This window comes from Rhizobium lentis (genome assembly GCF_014200175.1).
Classification (GTDB): Bacteria; Pseudomonadota; Alphaproteobacteria; order Rhizobiales; family Rhizobiaceae; genus Rhizobium; species Rhizobium mulingense.
In genome coordinates this window covers 231,928-249,398 of record NZ_JACHBD010000005.1, presented here as the reverse complement: position 1 = coordinate 249,398, position 17,471 = coordinate 231,928, and the positions used below count along the sequence as shown (strand labels likewise).

Here is a 17,471-nt window from a genome sequence, read left to right as displayed (position 1 = left end):
GATATAATGGCTGGGTGACAAAAAATGTCTCGCGGAGCCCGATCATTCGAATTTAATCTCTATGCCAACCGGTATTTCGGGCCGAATATGGTAGCTGGTTTCGATCGATCAGGAGGGGTCATGATAGTGTCATCTATCTCGCGGCGCACGCTGATGAAGGGCACTGCTCTGCTGCTTGCCTCGACGGCGCTCGCCCGCCAGACGCTCGCCCAGACCGCGCCTGGCGGCGGGAGACTGGTTGTTGCGGCCGATTCCGAGCCCAAGAACCTCAACCCTGCCATCGTCGCTTCGAACGGTGTCTTTTTCATCGCTAGCAAGGTGATCGAACCACTGGCCGAAGCCTCGTTCGACGGCAAGGACGGGCTTGCGCCGCGCCTTGCCACCTCCTGGGAAGGCTCGGCCGACGGCCTTTCCGTCACCTTCAAGCTGCGCGACGGCGTCACCTGGCATGATGGCAAGCCGTTTACTTCGGTCGATGTCGCCTTCTCCGCCCTCAACATCTGGAAGCCGCTGCAGAATCTCGGGCGCCTGGTCTTCGCCAATCTCGAAGCCGTCGATACGCCCGACGACTACACCGCCATCTTCCGCTTCTCCAAGCCGACACCGTTCCAGCTCATCCGCAATGCCCTGCCCGTCGTCACCAGCGTCGTCGCCAAACACATCTTCGACGGCAGCGATATCGCCGCCAATCCTGGTAATAACAAGCTCGTCGGCACCGGGCCGTTCAAGTTTGCCGAACACAGACCCGGCGAATACTACCGGCTGACGCGCAATGAGAATTATTGGGACAAGGACCAGCCGAAACTCGATGAGATCGTTTTCCGCGTGCTGCCCGACCGCGCGTCGGCGGGTGCGGCGCTCGAAGCCGGCGAAATCCAGCTGGCCGCCTTCTCGGCCGTGCCGCTGGCCGATCTCGATCGCATCTCCAAGGTCGACGGCATCAAGGTGATCTCGAAAGGCTACGAGGCCTTGACCTACCAGCTCGTCGTCGAGATCAATCACCGCCGCAAGGAGCTCGCCGACCTCAGGGTCCGCCAGGCGATCGCGCACGCCATCGACAAGAAATTCGTGGTCGACACGATCTTTCTCGGTTATGCCGCCGCCGCCACAGGTCCGGTGCCGAAGAATGCGCCGGAATTCTATACGTCCGATGTCACGACCTATGACTTCAATCCGGCGGCCGCCAACGATATTCTCGACAAGGCGGGTTATGCCAAGGGGGCGGACGGCAGCCGCTTCAAGCTGAAGCTCCGCCCCGCGCCCTATTTTAACGAGACCCGCCAGTTCGGCGATTACCTTCGCCAGGCGCTTGCCGCGATCGGCATCGATGCCGAAATTATCAATGCCGATGCGGCCGCGCACCAGAAGGCTGTTTATACCGACCACGATTTCGACCTCGCCGTCGCCCCGCCGGTGTTCCGCGGCGATCCGGCGATCTCCACCACCATTCTCGTTCAGTCCGGTACCCCTGATGGCGTTCCCTTCTCCAACCAGGGCGGTTATGCCAATCCCGAGCTCGACAGGATCATCAAGCAGGCCTCCGAAACCGTCGACACGGCGACGCGCACCGATCTCTACCGCAAGTTCCAGCAGCTCGTCGTCGCCGATCTGCCGCTGATCAACGTTGCGGAATGGGGCTTCATCACCGTCGCCCGCGACACCGTCCTCAACGTGGCGAACAATCCGCGCTGGGCCATTTCGAACTGGGGCGATACCGTGCTGCAATCGTGATAGGATCGGCGGCAATTCTCTTCCGGAGGTCTTATCCGGCGTGAAACGCGCAATCCTCCTCCTGCGGCGTAGGGCGATCAGCAGCCTTCCAGTGCTGCTGATCGTGGTGATCTTCACCTTTTTCCTGCTCGAATCCGCCTCCGGCGATGCCGTCGATGCCTATTTGGGCGCGATCGGCGGCGGCGATGCGGCACTCAGGCAAACGCTGCGCGAGAGCTACGGCCTCGACCGGTCCGTGCTGGCACGGCTCTGGCTCTATCTTTCCTCGCTAGCGCAGCTCGATCTCGGCTGGTCGGTCGCCTTCGACCGGCCGGTCGGCGCGCTCATCGCCGAGCGCCTGCCCAATACGCTGCTGTTGATGGGCAGCGCGACGGCGCTTTCTTTCGGCCTTGGTTCCGCGCTCGGCATCCTCGCCGGGGCGCGGCCGGGAAGCTTGCGCGACCGGCTGCTGTCGATCGGCTCGCTGATCGTCTATGCCATTCCGAGCTTCTGGCTCGGCCTGGTCCTGAGCATTGCCTTTTCGGTGAAGCTGCGCTGGTTTCCGATCGCCGGAATCGAGACGATTGCTTCGGGCAAGACCGGGTTTTCCCGTGCCCTCGACATATCAGATCACCTGGTCCTGCCGGTCGGCGCCCTTGCCCTGATCTATCTCGCCTTGTTCCTGCGGGTGATGCGGGCCGGCATGGCTGAGGCCTGGAAACTGGATTTCGTCCTTTTCGCCCGCGCCAAGGGCCTGTCGCGCAGCCGCATCGTGCTGCGCCATGTGGCGCGCAATGCGCTGCTGCCGCTCGTCACCATGCTCGGGCTGCAATCGGCGGCCATGCTCGGCGGCAGCGTGGTCATTGAGAGCGTCTTTGCGATCCCAGGTTTCGGGCGCCTGGCACAGGATGCGGTCAACGGCCGCGATGCGCCGCTGTTGATGGGCATCGTCGTCACCAGCGCTGTTCTCGTCATTTCGGTCAATTTCCTCGTCGATCTTATCTATGCCGCGCTCGACCCGCGCATCGGCGCTTCGGAGGGTGGCGCATGAGCCGTCTCCAGCGTTTGCTCGGCACGTGGGAAGGCATTGCCGGATTTGCGATCCTTGTCATCCTGCTGTCGGCCGGGCTGCTTGCCCCCGCCATTTCGCCCGGCGATCCGCTGAGGATCGCCGGGCGGGCGCTGCTTGCGCCCTTCACCGACGCGGCCTTTCCACTTGGCACGGATCGCCTCGGACGTGATGTGCTCGCCGGCCTGCTCTATGGCGCGCGAACCTCGATTGCCGTCGGCCTCGCGGCAGCTTTTTCGGCGATGGTCCTCGGCGTCTGCGTCGGCATGGCGGCCGGATTTTCCGGCGGGTTCGTCGACGAGGCGTTGATGCGTGTGGTCGACGCCTTCCAGATCGTGCCGGGCTTCCTGCTTGCCCTCGCCTTCGTCAGCACCATCGGGGTATCGACCCCGATCGTCGTGCTTGCCATCGCGCTTGGCGCCTGGGCCGATCCGGCGCGGCTGACGCGCGCCCAGGTGCTGGCGATCCGCGAGCAGGATTACGTCGCCTCGGCAAGAGTGATCGGCATGCATCCCGCAGAAATCGCCTTCCGCGAGATCCTGCCGAACGCGCTGCCGCCGGTGCTGGCGCTTTCCGCTACGATCGTCGCCGGCGCGATCCTCACCGAGTCGGCGCTTTCCTTTCTTGGCCTCGGCAATCCGAATATCGCCACCTGGGGTTCGATGATCGCCGAAGGCCGCAGCGTGCTGCGCTCGGCCGCCTATCTCTCCGTCCTGCCGGGCGCAGCACTTGCCGTGACTGTGCTCGGCGTTCATCTCTTCAGCGAAGGTCTCGGCAAGGCGCTTGGCGATGACGGCGGGAGGGCGGCATGAGCGGCATTTTCTGCAGCCTCCGGCAGCTTTCGGTCACCTATCGGCGCGGCAAGAACAATGCGGCCGCGCTCGATGGTATCGATCTCGATATTGCCGCCGGCGAGAGGCTGGCGATCATCGGCGAAAGCGGCTCCGGCAAGAGCACGCTCGCCCGGGCGCTCGCGGGTCTGCTGCCCGAGGGAACGAAAGTCACCGGCGAGATGCTCTGGCCCGCCCTCGGCCACCCGCCCCGCCCGGGCCGCGATTTCGGCTTCGTCTTCCAGGATCCCGGCACGAGCCTCAATCCCGTCCTGACGATCGGCGAGCAAATTGCCGAAGGCGCCAGGCGCCACCTCGGCCTCGGCTGGAAACGGGCCTCTATCCGAGCCGAGGAACTGCTCGGGCGGGTGCGGATGCCGCAGCCCGACAAGGCGATGCGGGCCTTTCCGCATCAGCTTTCAGGCGGCCAGCGCCAGCGTGTGGCGATCGCTGCGGCGATCGCTGCAAGGCCCGCGCTGCTGATCGCCGACGAGGCGACGAGCGCGCTCGACGTGGTGGTCCAGGCCGAGATCGTCCGCCTGCTCGACGGGCTGGTGCGCGAGGACGGCATGACGCTGCTTTTCATCACCCACGACATCGCACTCGCCTCCGGCTTCGTCGACCGGATCGCCGTCTTCCGCGATGCGCGTCTCGTCGAGGCAGGTCCCGTGCGTTCGGTGCTTTCGGCGCCCGTGAGCAACTATACCGCCGCTCTCATCGCCAGCCATCGCGACCTCGCGACGCCACCCCTGATCGAAGAGCTGGCGCCATGAATCCTCTGCTGTCCATAGAAAACATCTCGAAGCGCTTTTCTTCCGCGGGCCGCCGGGTCGCCGCGCTCGACAATGTTTCGCTGACGATCGCAGCCGGGGAAACGCTCGGTCTGGTCGGCGCCTCCGGCAGCGGAAAATCGACGCTGTCGCGTATCCTGCTGCGGCTTCTCCCCTGTGATGCCGGTGCGATCCGTTTTGAGGGAGAGGATTGGCTGACGCTGAGAGGCGCTGCCTTGCGCCGCAGGCGGGTGCGCATGCAGATGGTGTTCCAGGATCCGCTGGCCGCCTTCAACCCGCTGGTGACGGTCGGTTCGGTGCTTGACGACCCCTTGCGCATCCACGGCGTCGTGTCGCAAAACCGGCGTGCCGGCGAGATCACCATGCTCCTCGAACGTGTCGGCCTGCCTGCCGATTATGCCCGCCGGCCGGTCCGCGCGCTCTCCGGCGGCCAGCGCCAGCGTGTGGCGATTGCCCGGGCGATCGCTACACGGCCCTCGCTGCTGGTGCTCGACGAGGCGGTCTCGGCGCTTGACGTCACCGTGCGCGGCAGGATCCTCGAACTTTTGGTCGAGCTCCAGAAGGAGCATGGAATTGCCTGTCTGTTCATTTCGCACGATCTTGCCGTGGTGCGCGCTGTTTCCCACCGCATCGCCGTCATGGACGGCGGCCGGATCGTCGAGACCGGTCCGGCCGTGGCCGTTGTCGCCGCACCGCAATCGGCTGCCGGCCGCGCGCTAGTGGCAGCCGTTCCTCGTCTTGTGACCGAACCGCTGTGAAGGAGGCGTCCATGTTCGATCTCGGTTGGAATCCCCTGCTCGGCGCGCCTTTGTACCCCGCGGAGCGCTACGCCGTGCTCGCTGACGGAATCGGCCGCATTCTGCGCTGCCGGGGTGACGTCGTGCTGGTGCAGGCAGAGGCGGTGGTGGCGCTGGAAGCGGTGGCAGCCAGTCTCGCGCGTCCCGGCCTTTCGGCCCTCAACCTCGTCACCAGTCCCTATGGTGGCTGGTTCGGGCAATGGCTGCGGCGAGGCGGCGCAACCGTTCGGAATCTCGTCGCCGAGCCGGGCTTGCCGATCGAGATCGACGGCGTCGCCAAAGCGCTCGATGCCGGCCCTCATATCGATGTGCTCGCCGTGGTTCACGCGGAATCTGCGAGCGGCATTCTCAACCCGCTGCCAGAGATACTCGCGCTTGCGCGCGCCCGCGGCATCGTCACCGTCGTCGATGCGGTCGCCTCGGTCGGCGGGCATCGGCTCGAGGTCGACGATCTCGGCATCGACATTGCGGTGATCGGCCCGCAAAAGGCGCTCGGCGGTCCGGCGGGTGTCTCTGCGCTCTCCGTCAGCCCGCGTGCCTGGGATCTCGTTCTCAAGGGCGGCGCGCCGCGCGACTCGATCCTGTCGCTGGCCGATCTGAAGCGCTGGATCGACAACGGTCGGCGCACCTTGCCCGGAACGCCGGCGCCGCTGGAATTCTTTGCGCTGGAGGCGGCTCTCGACCGCATCGAGGTCGAGGGCCTGGAGAATGTAATTGCCCGCCATGCGCTGGCGGCATCGGCGACGTCGGCCGGGCTCGCCGCACTCGGCGCCCCGGCCTGGGTGCCGACGGTAAAGTCGTCGAACCTGGTGACGGCGGTGCCATTGCCGGAGGCACTGGAACCGGGTTCGGTGATCGCGGCCGCGGGGCGGCTGGGAGTCGAGCTGACGGAAGCCGTGGGAACCGCGCCCGCCCGCCTCGTGCGGCTGAACCACACAGGCCCGCGCGCCGCATTCCAGACAGTGCTCTCAAATGTCGTGGGCTACGGCGCAGCCCTCACGCAGGCCGGCCGTCCCGCCAATATCGCCGCCGCTGCAGAGGCGATAGCCGCAGCCTACAGTCGCTGAATCTTATGTTCGGGTCTTGATAATCGCGGCTGTCCAAGGCAGGAGAGTGGCATCGCGGAGGCCGGATGCAGATGACGAAATTGCTGGATGCGCAGGGCCTGGAGATTTTGCACGAGGGGCATCGCACCCGTCTGAAATGGCACCGGCTGCGCAAACGTTTTGCCGATCCGCTGTTCTCCGCCGACGTGATGGCGGAGGGATTTGCCGCAGGCGCCTCGATGGAACTCGATCTGCGCGTGCGCGCCGACGGCGGTTTCGTCGTGCTGCACGACGAGGACCTCGAAGGGGAAACGAACGGTCATGGACCGATCGCCGAAAAGCGCCTCAGTGACCTCCGCGATATCAGGATGCAGGGGGGCGACCGGCCGCTCATCCTCAGCGAAGACCTCGCCGCCATGCTGCAAGCGGCCCACCCGGCCGCACTGCTGCAATTCGACATGAAGGACGACTACGAGGCGATCGGCGCGCAGGGCATCGCGCATCTTGCCGCGCAGTTCCAGGAGATCGCCGCCTCGGTGATCGTCAGCGCCGGCAGTTTCGACCTCATCGTCGCGGTCAAGGAGAAGCTTCCTCATCTCCTGCGCGGCATCGATCCCACTGACAAGCTCTACGGGATCAGGAAGGCCGACGGCTGGAAGGCTGTCGAGATCGAACTGCGCGCCGATTTGCGCGGTCCGACCGAACCGGACACGGTCTATCTCCACTGGCCGCTGATCCTTGATGCCGCCAATGAGGGTCTCGACATGATCGCGCTCTGCCAGGACGCAGGCAAACGCGTCGACGCCTGGACCTTTACCCTGAAGCATCCCGAGGCCGGTTTCAGCGAAGCGGAATGGGGGAACTTCCAGGCGCTGATGGCGCTGAAGCCGGATCAGATCACCACCGACGAGGCGCCGGCGACCGAACGCGCCTGGAGCCGCCGGATGGCCGGCTAACCCGTCCGGAAATGTGCAGCCGTTCCGGATGATGGCATGCCTTAAGCAACGGCTTTTAGCCGGCGACTGACAGTCCCTCGATGTCGAGGATGAAGGCGAATTCGCCGGCAAGCCCCGGCGCGTGGGCGATGACCGGCCCGCCTTCCGCAAGCAGCTTGTCGATCGGCGGCATCGCCACCACAGCGCCGGCCTCTTCGGCGATCAGCGCGCCGGCAAGCATGTCCCAGGCATTGAGATGGCGTTCATAATAGAGGTCGGCGACGCCCTCGGCCACGCGAATCAGGTCGATGGCAGCCGCGCCCATACGGCGATAGTCGATGCCGCGCTCGTGCAGCCTTCTGGAGAGTGCGAGATAGTCGTCGAAACTCGTTTTGCGGGAATGGCCGAGGATGACCAGCGCATTGGCTGGATCGTCGGTTGCGGCGGCACGAATGGCAAGCCCATCCTGAAAGGCGCCGCCGCCGCGCATGGCATGGAAGACCTTGTCCTCGGCAGCGTCGTAAACCACGCCGATCTCGGTCCTGCCGCCGGCGACGAAAGCGATCGAGACGCCCCAATGCCGGAAGCCCCTGATGTAATTGGTCGTGCCGTCGATCGGATCGACGACCCAGGTGCCGACCCCGTCCGACAGTCCGCCGCTTTCCTCTCCCATGAACGTGTCATCCGGAAAGCGCGAGAGGAGCCCGTGGCGGATCGTCTGTTCGGCCCTCTTGTCGGCGACCGTGACGAAATCCTGCAATCCCTTGTTTTCGACGGCGAGGATGCCGGGGTCAGAGTCGCGCCGAAACCGGACCGCTTCCCGTCCGGTCTCGAGGGCAACGGCGATCGCGACCTCCGCCCGGGCCCGGATGGCAGCGGCATCGAATGCGGAATTCATCAAGCAGTCCTTCTTCTTATCAGTGTCACCGGCGTAAATTCGACGCGCGCCGCCAGATCCGGCTCGGCTATCCGGCTCATCAGCAGATCGACGGTCTGTTCGGCCTGGATATCGCAAGGTTGGCGGATCGTTGTTAGCTCATAGGCGGTCCAGCTCGCCTGCGGAATATCGTCATGGCCGATAACGGAGATCGGCGGCACGTCGTCGCGGCTACGGCCCAGCATGATGCGGTCGAGGACGCCGCAGGCCATGAAGTCGTTGGCGCAGAACAAGCCGTCAATGCCGGATGCGGCAAGTTCGCCGGCCGCATCATAGCCGCTCCGGTAATCGTTGATCCTGATCTGCAGAAATCGCGGCTCGGCGCCGAGCTGCTTGCAGCGGGCAATGAAGGCCTCGCTGCGCCGCCGCGCCGTATAGGATATGACGGGAGCGGCCATCACGGCGGGCTTTCGCACGCCGATTTCAATCAAGTGCGTGGCGGCGAGATGGCCGGCCATGCGGTCGTCCGAGATGATGCGATCCACAAAGGGAATGTCATTGCCCTTGTTGATCAGGACGATCGGCACGCCTTCGGCCGCACATTGCTCGCAGATCGTGGTCGGCGGTGCGTCCGAGGTGACGATGACGCCGGAGACGGCGTAGTGCAGCAACTGGCCGATAACCGTCGACGTATCCGCCTCCTGCGAGGTCGGCAGCAGGATCGGGCGGAAATTGCGGGCAAGCAGCACTCTCGCCAGATGCTCGATCTGCAATGTGCGGAACGGATTGTCGAGGCCGGCGGCGACGACGCCGACGAGATCGGAGCGTTTGTTGGTGAGGCTTCGGGCGAGGTAGTTCACCCGGTAGCCGAGCTCCTTGGCAGCCTGATAGACCTTTTCCCGGGTCTTCGGCGAGACGCTGGCATCCGGCGTGAAGGCACGTGAGACGGCGGCGCGCGAGACGCCGGCCACCCGCGCAACGTCGAAGGAGGTTACCTTGCGCGGTCCCTTATCCCTATCTGGCAACTGCTTTTTCCCTCTCTGCCGACGGCCGCATCAGATCTGGCAGATCCGTGCAGATGCCGAGAACCGGAAGCTTCATGATGTCGTCGAGAATGGGCGGCCGCTCCTCGTGCCAGAGCACGATCTCGCGGCCCGCTTCGAAGGCACGCCGCATCAGTGCGTCGGTTACCAGGTCCTGCGGACGCTCGCCTGCTCTCTCCCAGCAGAGATGCAGAATATCGGCGCCCGCCTCGTCGCCCAGCGCATGCGGATCGTGGCCGACGCGGATCAGCACCGAAAGCGGGAAATCGCAGCCCGCATCCCTGAGTTCGCGCACCTGTGTCGTGTCGAAGGAGCCGAGGCAGGCAAAACGCTGGTTCATTTCGGCAAGATGGCGCCAACAGAGCAGGCCGGTCCCGGACGCCTTCAGTTCGACATAGAGACCCGTTCCGGTCTTACGGGCGAGAGCGGCGACTTCCGAAAAGGGCGGCACGTCGACGCCGTCAAGGGCGGCGAGCTCGGCGGCCGTCATTTCGGAAATGCGTCGGTCGATGCCGAAGACGCGTTCAAGATGGTCGTCATGCGAGACGACGACCACGCCGTCGCCTGTCAGCTGCGTGTCGAGCTCCCACATCTCAGCGCCGAGTTCGGCAGCGCGGCGGAAGGCGGCGAGCGTGTTCTCGCGTTCATGGCCGCTGGCGCCGCGATGGCCGATGCAGAAGGGAAACCGGCCCATGGCCGCTGGCCAGCCATAGCGCTCGAAAAAAGCCGAAAAATCGCGAGTCATCAAATCCTCCTGCCATTTTCGTCGAAGACGAACACGCCACGGCTGTCGATCGCCCAGGTGACATGGTCGCCGACATGGATATCGTTGCGCACCGGCTGAATCGAACGCAGCAGCGGGCCACCCGCAAGAGCCACGTCGTAGAGGTTTTCGCGGCCCTGTGTCTCGGCGAAGGTGACCTTGCCGGTGACGGGGGTATCACCTGCCGGTGTGAAATGCTCGGGCCTGACGCCAAGCATCAGCTTGCTGCCCTCGGCGGCGCCGACGGCGCCTGGCAGCGGCACGCGGATCTCACTCTCGGGGATGATGAAGACACCTTTGTTCATGACGCCACGCAGGAAGGTGATCGGCGGATTGCCGAGGAAGCCGGCGACGAAGGCGGTTTTCGGGTCATTGTACATTTCGGCGGGCGTTGCGATCTGGACGATCTCGCCTTCCTTCATGATGGCGATGCGGTCGCACATGCTCATCGCCTCCACCTGGTCATGGGTGACGAGAATGGCGGTGATGCCGGTCTCGCGCTGCAGCCGGCGGATTTCCGAGCGCATTTCGAGGCGCAGCTTGGCGTCGAGATTGGCGAGCGGTTCGTCGAGCAGCAGCACATCGGGCTTGCGGATCAGGGCGCGGGCCAGCGCCACGCGCTGCTGCTGGCCGCCGGAAAGCTGCGCCGGTCGGCGTTCCATGAGATTGCTGATGTGAACGAGCCCGGAAATACGATCGACCTCCTTGCGGATGTCGCTGGCGTTGACGCCCTTCACCTTGAGGGGAAAACCGATGTTTTCGGCAACGGTCATGTGCGGATAGAGCGCATAGGACTGGAAGACAACGCCGACATTGCGGGCCTGGCTCGGCAGGTCGGTGACGTCGCGGTCGCCGAAGAGGATGCGTCCGCTGGTCGGCCGGTGGATACCGCAGACCGCGAAAAGTGTCGTCGATTTGCCGCAGCCGGAAGGCCCGAGCAGCGCCAACATCTCGCCGTCGCGGACTTCGAGCTGCATGTTCTCGATGACCTTGGTGGAACCGAAGCTCTTCGAAAAATTGTCGAGGAGGATGCGCATCAGCCTTTGCTCCCGCCGCCGTAGATGTTCATCAGATATTTGTTGAAGAGCGCGTACGCGATCAGCACCGGAATGAGGTAGAAGAGGCCGACAGCCTTGAACATATTGAAATCGTAATTGTTGTCGTCGGCGAGGAAGCCGGCGAGATAGACCGACAGCACCTGCACGTCATTGCCCGGCGCCAGCACCTGCGGCAGGATGAATTCGCCCCAGCCGGCGAGGAAGGAGAACAGGCCGAGCGCCATGATGCCGGGTTTGACCTGCGGCAGTACGAGGCTGCGCCAGACGCGGAAGCGCGAGGCACCGTCGACGACGCCGGCCATTTCGATTTCCCAGGGCACGGTGTCGTAGAAGCCCTTCATCAGCCAGATGCCGAGGGGCAGGTCGATCGCCGCCTTCACTAGGATGACACCGATCAGCGAATTGTAGAGGCCGATCATCTGCAGCACGATGAAGATGGCGATGATCAGCGTGACCGACGGGAAGGCATGCAGCACCATGACGCCGGCGAGGAAGAAACCGCGCGCCGGCACGTTCAGTCGCGACAGCACATAGCCGGCCATCGACGAGACGATGAGCACGAGGCTGGTGGTGCAGGCCGAAAACAGCAGCGTATTCACCGTCACCTGCCAGATATTCGCCTTGCCCCCCGTCGTCTGCCACAGGAAACGCCAGTGATTGAGCGTCAGGCCGGAGGGCAGCAGCGCATCCGGCTGCTTCACGGTCACGGTGTCGAGGAACAGATAGACATACATCAGGAGCAGCGGCAGGCTGACGACGGTGAGCGTCGTTATGACGGGCCAGCTGCGATAATTTGCCGAGGGCTGCGATTGTTCGGCCATGGTCAGTCCTCGATCAGGGGCTTGGCGACAAGCGTGCCGTAGTTGAAGACGCGCAGATAAAGGAGTGACAGGGTCACGCCGATGACGACGAGCACCAGCGCCATGGCCGCGCCCAGCCCGTATTCGAGATTGCCGGCATAATTCCTGAGCGCGGTGTGATAGGCGGAGAGCGCCCAGACCTCGGTCGTGTTGCCCGGTCCGCCATTGGTGGCGAGGAGGATTTCATTGAAGGAGGCGAGCAGCGACAGCGTCTGGTAGCAGGTGACGAAGAGGATCGGCCAGCGCATCTGCGGCAGGACGATGTAGCGGATCTGCTGCCAGCGGGAGGCGCCGTCGACCTCGCTCGCATAGAACTGGCTCTTCGGAATGGCCTTCATTGCCGAGGAGAACACCAGCATGCCCATCGAGGCGCCGATGAAGCCGTTGATCAGCACGACGAAGAACCAGGCATTATAAGCGTTGTCGAGCAGGTAGTTCTTCGGGGGATAGCCGAACTTGCCCATCAGGATCGAAATGAAACCGGTATCCCAGGCGAGCCATTTCCACAGGAGGACATAGATGACGACGGGGGTGATGCGCGGCAGAAGCCAGATGCCGCGAAAGATCGAGGCCGGCGTCGGCGGCATATAATGCGTCCAGATGGCGAGCAGGAGCGCATAGCCGACATTGAAGAGCGTCAGCACCAGCGCGACGTAGAGCGCGGTGTTGAAGAGAACCCGCGCCATATCAGGGGAGGTGGCGATGCGGGAGAAATTGTCGGTCGTCCAGGTCCAGCCGGTATAGGTGGCCTCGGCCACAGTTTCCTTCTGTTCCTGCGTCAGCTTGAGATCTAGGTTGTCCAACGCCGAAAACAGCTGTTCCTTGCTGTCGAAACGGGTGTTGACGACGGAGCGATTGAACTGTTCGGAGATCTGTTTGACCTCTCGCGTCGAAGGCCGGTCGGCGAGATCCTTGATCATGCGCTCGGCTTCGCGGCGCGTCGGGAAGACCTCGCCAGCATGTTTGGCGCGCAGCTCCGCGGCGATACCAGGCGCAAGGCCGAGACCCTCGACGGCCTTGAGGCCCGCCTCGTCGACGGCGTAGCGCGGTTCGGCCATCTCGGCGGCAATGTCGGGCATGGCCGACTTCAGTGCGATGAGGGAATTGGGTGCGATCTGATAGACGCCGCCGGAAATGCCGGTTGCGGTCGTCATATTAGTCATCGAGAAGACCGCGGTCAAAACGACCGGCATCAGGAAGAACAGGACGATCATGATCGCGGCAGGCGCGATCATCACCAGTCCAAGCGTTCTGGACGATTTCATGGAAGCCTCCTCGCAGGACCGACCGGGCGGCGGCGAGGTCGCCGCCGCCCGGAAGAGTGCTTCGACTTTAGCGGATGACGATCTTGTCGCCGAGCGTGCTCTTCAGCTCGTTCTCGGCATCGCCGATGGCGGCGTCGACGGTCTTGGCGCCGGTCCAGGATGCTTCGAGGTTCTTCCACATGATGTTCCAATATTTGCCGAAATCGGAATTATTCGGCATCGCATTGGCATGCGGCAGCAGGCGCTCGGTGGCTTCGCGAGCCCAGCGGTCGTCCGCATAGAAGTCCACTTCGGCTTCAGCTTTGGAGATGCCGAGATGGGCGGACTTGATCGCATGCAGCGCGTTGATGCGCGGTTCGGAGGCGATCGTGATCAGCTGAGCGGCGATCTGCGTATCTTCATCGCTGTGTCCTGCGGTCACCATGTAGACGAGCGGATGCGTCAGCGTGTTGGCCTTGCCGCCCTCGCCGGCCGGGATCAGCGTGAAGACGATGTTGTCGAAGAAATCCTTCAGGCCTTCCTGGTTGACGAGACGGGCATAGTGCCAGGTGCCGGCGTCCCAGATGCCGGCCTTGCCGGTGGCGACTTCCTTCCACCACTGATCACCCGGCATGCCAATATGGTTCTTCTTGGTGACGCCTGCCTTAACGGCATCGGAGATGAACTGATAGGTGCGGGTCATGGCCGCCTTGTCAAAGACGAGCTTGCCGTTTTCTTCCATCGTGCCGCCGAAGCTCGTGTAGAACTGCCAGTAGTCAGGACCGTTGCTGGGGCGCGGATAGAAACCGTAGCCGGGCTGGACGAGACCCTTGTCCTGCATCTTCTTGGCGTCTTCGAGCAGGTTCTTCATCGTGTACTTGCCGTCCTGAACGTTCTGCGGCAGTGCATCGAGATCGGCGTCGCTATAGCCGATCGCCTTCATGTAAGGCTTCCAGAAGAACATCGGGCGGGATTCGGCATCCTGCGGAATGCCATAGACGGTGCCGTTGTAAGAGGCGATCTGCATCAGGTTTTCGTAGATGCCGTTGAGCGGCCAGGCGTCGAGATCAACGTGATCCTCGATCGGAACGATAAGGCCGGCCTGCGACCAGGGTGCGATATCTTCATGACCGCTGGCGACGATGTTCGGGGCGGTCTTGGCCTCCGCGGCAAGCGTCAGCGCCTGCTTGAAATCATCCCAGCCGGAATAGGCCTTCTTCTCGATGGTGATCTTCAGGTCTTCACCCTTGAGCGCGGCTTCGCGCTGCAGCTGCTGGGCTGCGATCTCGATGGCGTCGAGGCGATAGGTGTCGTTCGGACCGGTGCCGCCGGCCCAGACGCTGATAGTAACGTCCTTGGCAAGCGCAAAGGCGGAGGTCGAGGCCAAGATGGCGGCCGCGATCGTAAGGGATTTCAACGTCGGCAAAATGGTCATTTTCTTCGTCTCCCTGGAAGAGCAGTGTGAAGCCTCTTGACGGGTCAGCACTGTCGCTTGACGGCCGTTCCGAAACCCCACGAAAACGTGACATGTCCCGCTCTATGGGCTCAACGTAACGGCCGAATGACAAAAATTGAGCACGTGTGCAAAATTATTATGACGATGTCCGAAAGACTTGCAAGCGACGGTTTTCAGCGGGCATCTTTTGCGCTTCAAATTGCGCTTATGCTGGGCTAGCATCACGTCATGAGCCTTGAATCCGTCCGCGCCTTCCTCCGTGCGCATGCCCCTGATATCGACATCATCGAAACCGCCGAGAGTTCCTCGACGGTTGCCCTTGCCGCCGAGGCCCATGGCGTCGAGCCCGCCCAGATCGCCAAGACGATCTGCCTGCGCGTCGGCGAGCAGATGATGTTGGTTGTCGCCGGCGGGACGGCCCGCCTCGACAATCGCAAGTTCAAGGACACGTTCGGGGCCAAGGGGCGCATGCTCGATGCCGAAGAGGTCGTGGCGGTCACCAGCCACCCGGTTGGCGGAGTCTGCCCCTTCGGCCTGCCCTCGCCGCTGCCGATCTATTGCGATATTTCGCTGAAACGCTTCGACGAAGTCGTTCCGGCGGCAGGCTCGACCAATTCGGCTGTCCGCATCGCCACAGGACGACTTGCCGAGCTGATCGGCGCCAGCTGGGTCGATGTTTGTCAATAAAATCTTCAAACAGAGGAAAGACGACCTATATTCTATCCCGACATGCCGTGATTGTGCATCACAGGAGACCAGGAATGCCGAGTACCGTTTCGCGTTTTGCCAAGATGGCGGCCATTGCCGTACTGACGAGCGCTACCGTTTTTGCCACGATCAGCGATGCCGATGCGCGCCGCGCCGGCGGCTTCGGCGGGTTTGGAAGCCGCGGCACCCGTACATTCAGCGCGCCTCCGGTAACCCGCACGGCGCCTGCCCCGGCTGCCCCCGTTGAACGGTCGATGACGCCGCGCCCGCAAACGACAGCGCCCTATAGCACGCAGCAGCCCGGCTACGCCCAGCAGCGCCCCGGTTTCTTCAACGGCTTCGGCCGTTCGATGATCGGCGGCCTGATTGCCGGCGGTCTCCTCGGCATGCTGCTCGGCCACGGTTTTGGCGGCGGCTTCGGCTTCCTCGGCATGCTGCTGCAGATTGCCCTGATCGGCGGCGCCATCATGCTCGCCATGCGCTATTTCGCCCATCGCCGCCAGCCTTCCTATGGCGTAGGCGGTCAGAGCCGGTCCTACGGCCAGTCCTTCAACATGGCGCCCACGAACAATTCGTCGTTCCAGATCCCGGCGATCGGCTCGGGCACCGGTTACGGCGGACAGTCGCGCGGCAACCGCCCGAGTGACGAGATCGGACTGGCACAGGCCGATCTCGATCAGTTCGAGGAATTGCTGACCAGCATTCAGACTGCTTACGGCGCTGAGGATTATGGCACCCTGCGTCGGCTGACGACGCCCGAGGCCATGTCCTATCTTGCCGAGGAACTCGGCGAAAACGCCACCAACGGCGTGCGCAACCGCGTCTCCGACGTCAAGCTGCTGCAGGGCGATATTGCCGAGGCCTGGCGCGAAGACGGCCAGGAATATGCGACGCTCGCCATGCGTTACTCTTCGATCGACGCCCTGGTCGAACGCGACAGCGGCCGTGTCGTTTCCGGTGACGACCGTCACCCGAGCGAGAGCACGGAGGTATGGACCTTCGTGCGCAAATCGGGCGCTGACTGGAAGCTCGCCGCGATCCAGGGGACCGAGCAGCGCGCTGCCTGAGGTAGCGCGCTTAACCTGGCTTAATTCACCGCGACCGGTTTGGAGCGCATGCGGGAGACCGTCTCGCGTTCCGCCCGCTTGCAGCGCATCGGCGGCAAGCCACGGTCCATCAGGTCCATATCTTCCAGCACCATGTCGCCCATCTTCTTGAAGGCGCTGTCGAGGGCGCCGGCCCGATGCGCCGAGCGGATGAAGCCTTTCAGGCTGCGCACCGGATGATCGGGCGGCAGCGGCTCTTGCGGATAGACGTCGCTCGCCGCGACGATATGGCCTGACGAGACGGCCGCCATCAGCGCATCGAAATCGACGACATCGGCGCGGCTGAGCAGGATGAAGGCCGCACCCTTGCGCATGCCGGCGAAGGCCTCGGCGCCGAGAAATCCCTTGTTTTCGCTGGTGACTGCGGCGACGACGAAGACGAAATCGCTCTTCGTCAGAACATCCTCCAGGCTTGCCGGTTCGACGCCGTTTTCCTCGAGGATCGAGCGCGGCAGCCAGGGATCGAACACCCTGATGCGCGCCCTGAAGCCGGACAGCACGCGGCGCAGCGCCCTGCCGAGATCGCCGAAGCCGATAATGCCGATCTCGGAACCGGCGACGAGCCGCGCGCTCGCATTGCCCTCCCCGCCCCACAGCTCGCTGCCTTCGCGAAAGGCAACGTCCGCATCGACGATGCCGCGTGCCAAGGCCAGGGCGAAGCCGAGGCCGATTTCGGCGACCGGCTCCGCAAAGACCTGGCCTGTGGTCACGACATGAATGCCCCGCTGGAAGAGCACCTCATAGGGCATGTTGTTCAAGAGATTGCTTTCGACATTGAGGATCGAGCGCAGGGCCGGCATTCTGGCCAATGTTTCCGCCGAAAGCGGCGGCTGGCCGATGATGTATCGGGTCCTGCCGAGGATATTGTCGCCAAGTTCGGCGACAGTATCCGCATCGGCTTCGACAACCTCATATTTCGCGTGCAGCTCGGCGCGCGCCTTGTCGCTGAAGATCAGATCGAGCGTGCGCGGCTGGGGCGCGCTGATCGCCAGCGGTCGTTCGGCATTTGTCATCGGCGTCTCCTCCGTCTCGGCGGCTTGCGTTTCCTCGGCTGGAGAATTGATACCCTCCGGCCGCAGCCGTTTCCAGCTGGCGGACGAGAAATTGGGGAGCGAACCTTTGGTCGGCGCTGGTTAGAGTGGCCGGAGCAATGGAAAGCGGCATTTGCCTATCAGATA

17 protein-coding genes are annotated in these 17,471 nt (G+C 63.6%); 9 read left to right on the top strand and 8 right to left on the bottom strand.

Annotated features, from left to right (window positions below; translation table 11 throughout):
- The first annotated feature begins 120 nt into the window (after positions 1-120).
- The 7 genes from GGI60_RS14215 (at position 121) to GGI60_RS14185 (ending at position 7,199) form a co-directional block, all read left to right on the top strand.
- Positions 121-1,731: an ABC transporter substrate-binding protein gene (locus GGI60_RS14215; RefSeq protein WP_183916735.1), complete on the top strand. Its 1,611-nt coding sequence runs from the start codon at positions 121-123 to the stop codon at positions 1,729-1,731.
- Positions 1,732-1,771: 40 nt separating this feature from the next.
- The gene (locus tag GGI60_RS14210) at positions 1,772-2,761 is read left to right on the top strand and encodes an ABC transporter permease (RefSeq protein WP_183916733.1); all 990 of its coding nucleotides are present in this window, start codon (positions 1,772-1,774) and stop codon (positions 2,759-2,761) included.
- Positions 2,758-3,591 carry an ABC transporter permease gene (locus tag GGI60_RS14205; protein WP_183916731.1) on the top strand — a complete coding sequence of 278 codons (834 nt, stop codon included), beginning with the start codon at positions 2,758-2,760 and terminating at the stop codon, positions 3,589-3,591. Before GGI60_RS14210 ends, GGI60_RS14205 begins: the two co-directional genes overlap by 4 nt.
- Positions 3,588-4,382, top strand: coding sequence for an ABC transporter ATP-binding protein (locus GGI60_RS14200; protein WP_183916729.1), 795 nt, complete (start codon positions 3,588-3,590; stop codon positions 4,380-4,382). The genes GGI60_RS14205 and GGI60_RS14200 overlap by 4 nt, the downstream gene beginning before the upstream one ends.
- Entirely contained in the window at positions 4,379-5,158 is a 780-nt protein-coding gene (locus GGI60_RS14195) for an ABC transporter ATP-binding protein (RefSeq protein WP_183916727.1), read from the top strand. The genes GGI60_RS14200 and GGI60_RS14195 overlap by 4 nt, the downstream gene beginning before the upstream one ends.
- A gap of 11 nt (positions 5,159-5,169) precedes the next feature.
- Positions 5,170-6,264 carry an aminotransferase class V-fold PLP-dependent enzyme gene (locus GGI60_RS14190; protein ID WP_183916725.1) on the top strand — a complete coding sequence of 365 codons (1,095 nt, stop codon included), beginning with the start codon at positions 5,170-5,172 and terminating at the stop codon, positions 6,262-6,264.
- Between the two features lie 65 nt (positions 6,265-6,329).
- Entirely contained in the window at positions 6,330-7,199 is an 870-nt protein-coding gene (locus GGI60_RS14185) for a glycerophosphodiester phosphodiesterase family protein (protein ID WP_183916723.1), read from the top strand.
- 55 nt (positions 7,200-7,254) lie between these two features.
- Here the strand turns inward: GGI60_RS14185 and GGI60_RS14180 are convergent, their stop codons facing one another.
- The 7 genes from GGI60_RS14180 to GGI60_RS14150 all read right to left on the bottom strand — a co-directional run bounded on the left by GGI60_RS14180 (position 7,255) and on the right by GGI60_RS14150 (position 14,458).
- Entirely contained in the window at positions 7,255-8,076 is an 822-nt protein-coding gene (locus GGI60_RS14180) for an inositol monophosphatase family protein (protein ID WP_183916721.1), read from the bottom strand.
- Positions 8,076-9,080, bottom strand: coding sequence for a LacI family DNA-binding transcriptional regulator (locus tag GGI60_RS14175; RefSeq protein ID WP_183916719.1), 1,005 nt, complete (start codon positions 9,078-9,080; stop codon positions 8,076-8,078). The genes GGI60_RS14180 and GGI60_RS14175 overlap by 1 nt, the downstream gene beginning before the upstream one ends.
- Positions 9,070-9,843: a glycerophosphodiester phosphodiesterase gene (locus tag GGI60_RS14170; protein ID WP_183916717.1), complete on the bottom strand. Its 774-nt coding sequence runs from the start codon at positions 9,841-9,843 to the stop codon at positions 9,070-9,072. The genes GGI60_RS14175 and GGI60_RS14170 overlap by 11 nt, the downstream gene beginning before the upstream one ends.
- Entirely contained in the window at positions 9,843-10,898 is a 1,056-nt protein-coding gene (locus tag GGI60_RS14165; protein ID WP_183916715.1) for an ABC transporter ATP-binding protein, read from the bottom strand. Before GGI60_RS14165 ends, GGI60_RS14170 begins: the two co-directional genes overlap by 1 nt.
- Positions 10,898-11,740: a carbohydrate ABC transporter permease gene (locus GGI60_RS14160; protein ID WP_183916713.1), complete on the bottom strand. Its 843-nt coding sequence runs from the start codon at positions 11,738-11,740 to the stop codon at positions 10,898-10,900. The genes GGI60_RS14165 and GGI60_RS14160 overlap by 1 nt, the downstream gene beginning before the upstream one ends.
- Positions 11,741-11,742: 2 nt before the next feature.
- The gene (locus GGI60_RS14155; protein ID WP_183916711.1) at positions 11,743-13,044 is read right to left on the bottom strand and encodes a carbohydrate ABC transporter permease; all 1,302 of its coding nucleotides are present in this window, start codon (positions 13,042-13,044) and stop codon (positions 11,743-11,745) included.
- Between the two features lie 67 nt (positions 13,045-13,111).
- The gene (locus tag GGI60_RS14150; protein ID WP_183916709.1) at positions 13,112-14,458 is read right to left on the bottom strand and encodes an extracellular solute-binding protein; all 1,347 of its coding nucleotides are present in this window, start codon (positions 14,456-14,458) and stop codon (positions 13,112-13,114) included.
- A 249-nt stretch (positions 14,459-14,707) separates the two neighbouring features.
- On the opposite strand from GGI60_RS14150, the gene GGI60_RS14145 reads away from it, so the two are divergent.
- Together GGI60_RS14145 and GGI60_RS14140 are read left to right on the top strand one after the other, a co-directional pair.
- On the top strand, positions 14,708-15,166 hold the full coding sequence (locus GGI60_RS14145) for a YbaK/EbsC family protein (protein ID WP_183916707.1): 459 nt from the start codon (positions 14,708-14,710) through the stop codon (positions 15,164-15,166).
- Between the two features lie 74 nt (positions 15,167-15,240).
- The gene (locus GGI60_RS14140) at positions 15,241-16,254 is read left to right on the top strand and encodes a Tim44 domain-containing protein (RefSeq protein ID WP_183916705.1); all 1,014 of its coding nucleotides are present in this window, start codon (positions 15,241-15,243) and stop codon (positions 16,252-16,254) included.
- A 20-nt stretch (positions 16,255-16,274) separates the two neighbouring features.
- On the opposite strand, the gene GGI60_RS14135 is transcribed toward GGI60_RS14140, so the two are convergent.
- Complete coding sequence (locus GGI60_RS14135) at positions 16,275-17,306, bottom strand: hydroxyacid dehydrogenase (protein WP_183916703.1); 1,032 nt, start codon at positions 17,304-17,306, stop codon at positions 16,275-16,277.
- Positions 17,307-17,471: the final 165 nt, after the last annotated feature.

What these genes read in the sequence shown, in the direction of transcription:
- GGI60_RS14180 (WP_183916721.1), bottom strand. Translation starts at nt 8,076, where the DNA reads ATGAATTCCGCATTCGATGCCGCTGCCATCCGGGCCCGGGCGGAGGTC.
- GGI60_RS14190 (WP_183916725.1), top strand. Translation starts at nt 5,170, where the DNA reads ATGTTCGATCTCGGTTGGAATCCCCTGCTCGGCGCGCCTTTGTACCCC.
- GGI60_RS14135 (WP_183916703.1), bottom strand. Translation starts at nt 17,306, where the DNA reads ATGACAAATGCCGAACGACCGCTGGCGATCAGCGCGCCCCAGCCGCGC.
- GGI60_RS14215 (WP_183916735.1), top strand. Translation starts at nt 121, where the DNA reads ATGATAGTGTCATCTATCTCGCGGCGCACGCTGATGAAGGGCACTGCT.
- GGI60_RS14140 (WP_183916705.1), top strand. Translation starts at nt 15,241, where the DNA reads ATGCCGAGTACCGTTTCGCGTTTTGCCAAGATGGCGGCCATTGCCGTA.
- GGI60_RS14170 (WP_183916717.1), bottom strand. Translation starts at nt 9,843, where the DNA reads ATGACTCGCGATTTTTCGGCTTTTTTCGAGCGCTATGGCTGGCCAGCG.
- GGI60_RS14195 (WP_183916727.1), top strand. Translation starts at nt 4,379, where the DNA reads ATGAATCCTCTGCTGTCCATAGAAAACATCTCGAAGCGCTTTTCTTCC.
- GGI60_RS14155 (WP_183916711.1), bottom strand. Translation starts at nt 13,044, where the DNA reads ATGAAATCGTCCAGAACGCTTGGACTGGTGATGATCGCGCCTGCCGCG.
- GGI60_RS14145 (WP_183916707.1), top strand. Translation starts at nt 14,708, where the DNA reads ATGAGCCTTGAATCCGTCCGCGCCTTCCTCCGTGCGCATGCCCCTGAT.
- GGI60_RS14200 (WP_183916729.1), top strand. Translation starts at nt 3,588, where the DNA reads ATGAGCGGCATTTTCTGCAGCCTCCGGCAGCTTTCGGTCACCTATCGG.
- GGI60_RS14185 (WP_183916723.1), top strand. Translation starts at nt 6,330, where the DNA reads ATGCAGATGACGAAATTGCTGGATGCGCAGGGCCTGGAGATTTTGCAC.
- GGI60_RS14165 (WP_183916715.1), bottom strand. Translation starts at nt 10,898, where the DNA reads ATGCGCATCCTCCTCGACAATTTTTCGAAGAGCTTCGGTTCCACCAAG.
- GGI60_RS14160 (WP_183916713.1), bottom strand. Translation starts at nt 11,740, where the DNA reads ATGGCCGAACAATCGCAGCCCTCGGCAAATTATCGCAGCTGGCCCGTC.
- GGI60_RS14205 (WP_183916731.1), top strand. Translation starts at nt 2,758, where the DNA reads ATGAGCCGTCTCCAGCGTTTGCTCGGCACGTGGGAAGGCATTGCCGGA.
- GGI60_RS14150 (WP_183916709.1), bottom strand. Translation starts at nt 14,458, where the DNA reads ATGACCATTTTGCCGACGTTGAAATCCCTTACGATCGCGGCCGCCATC.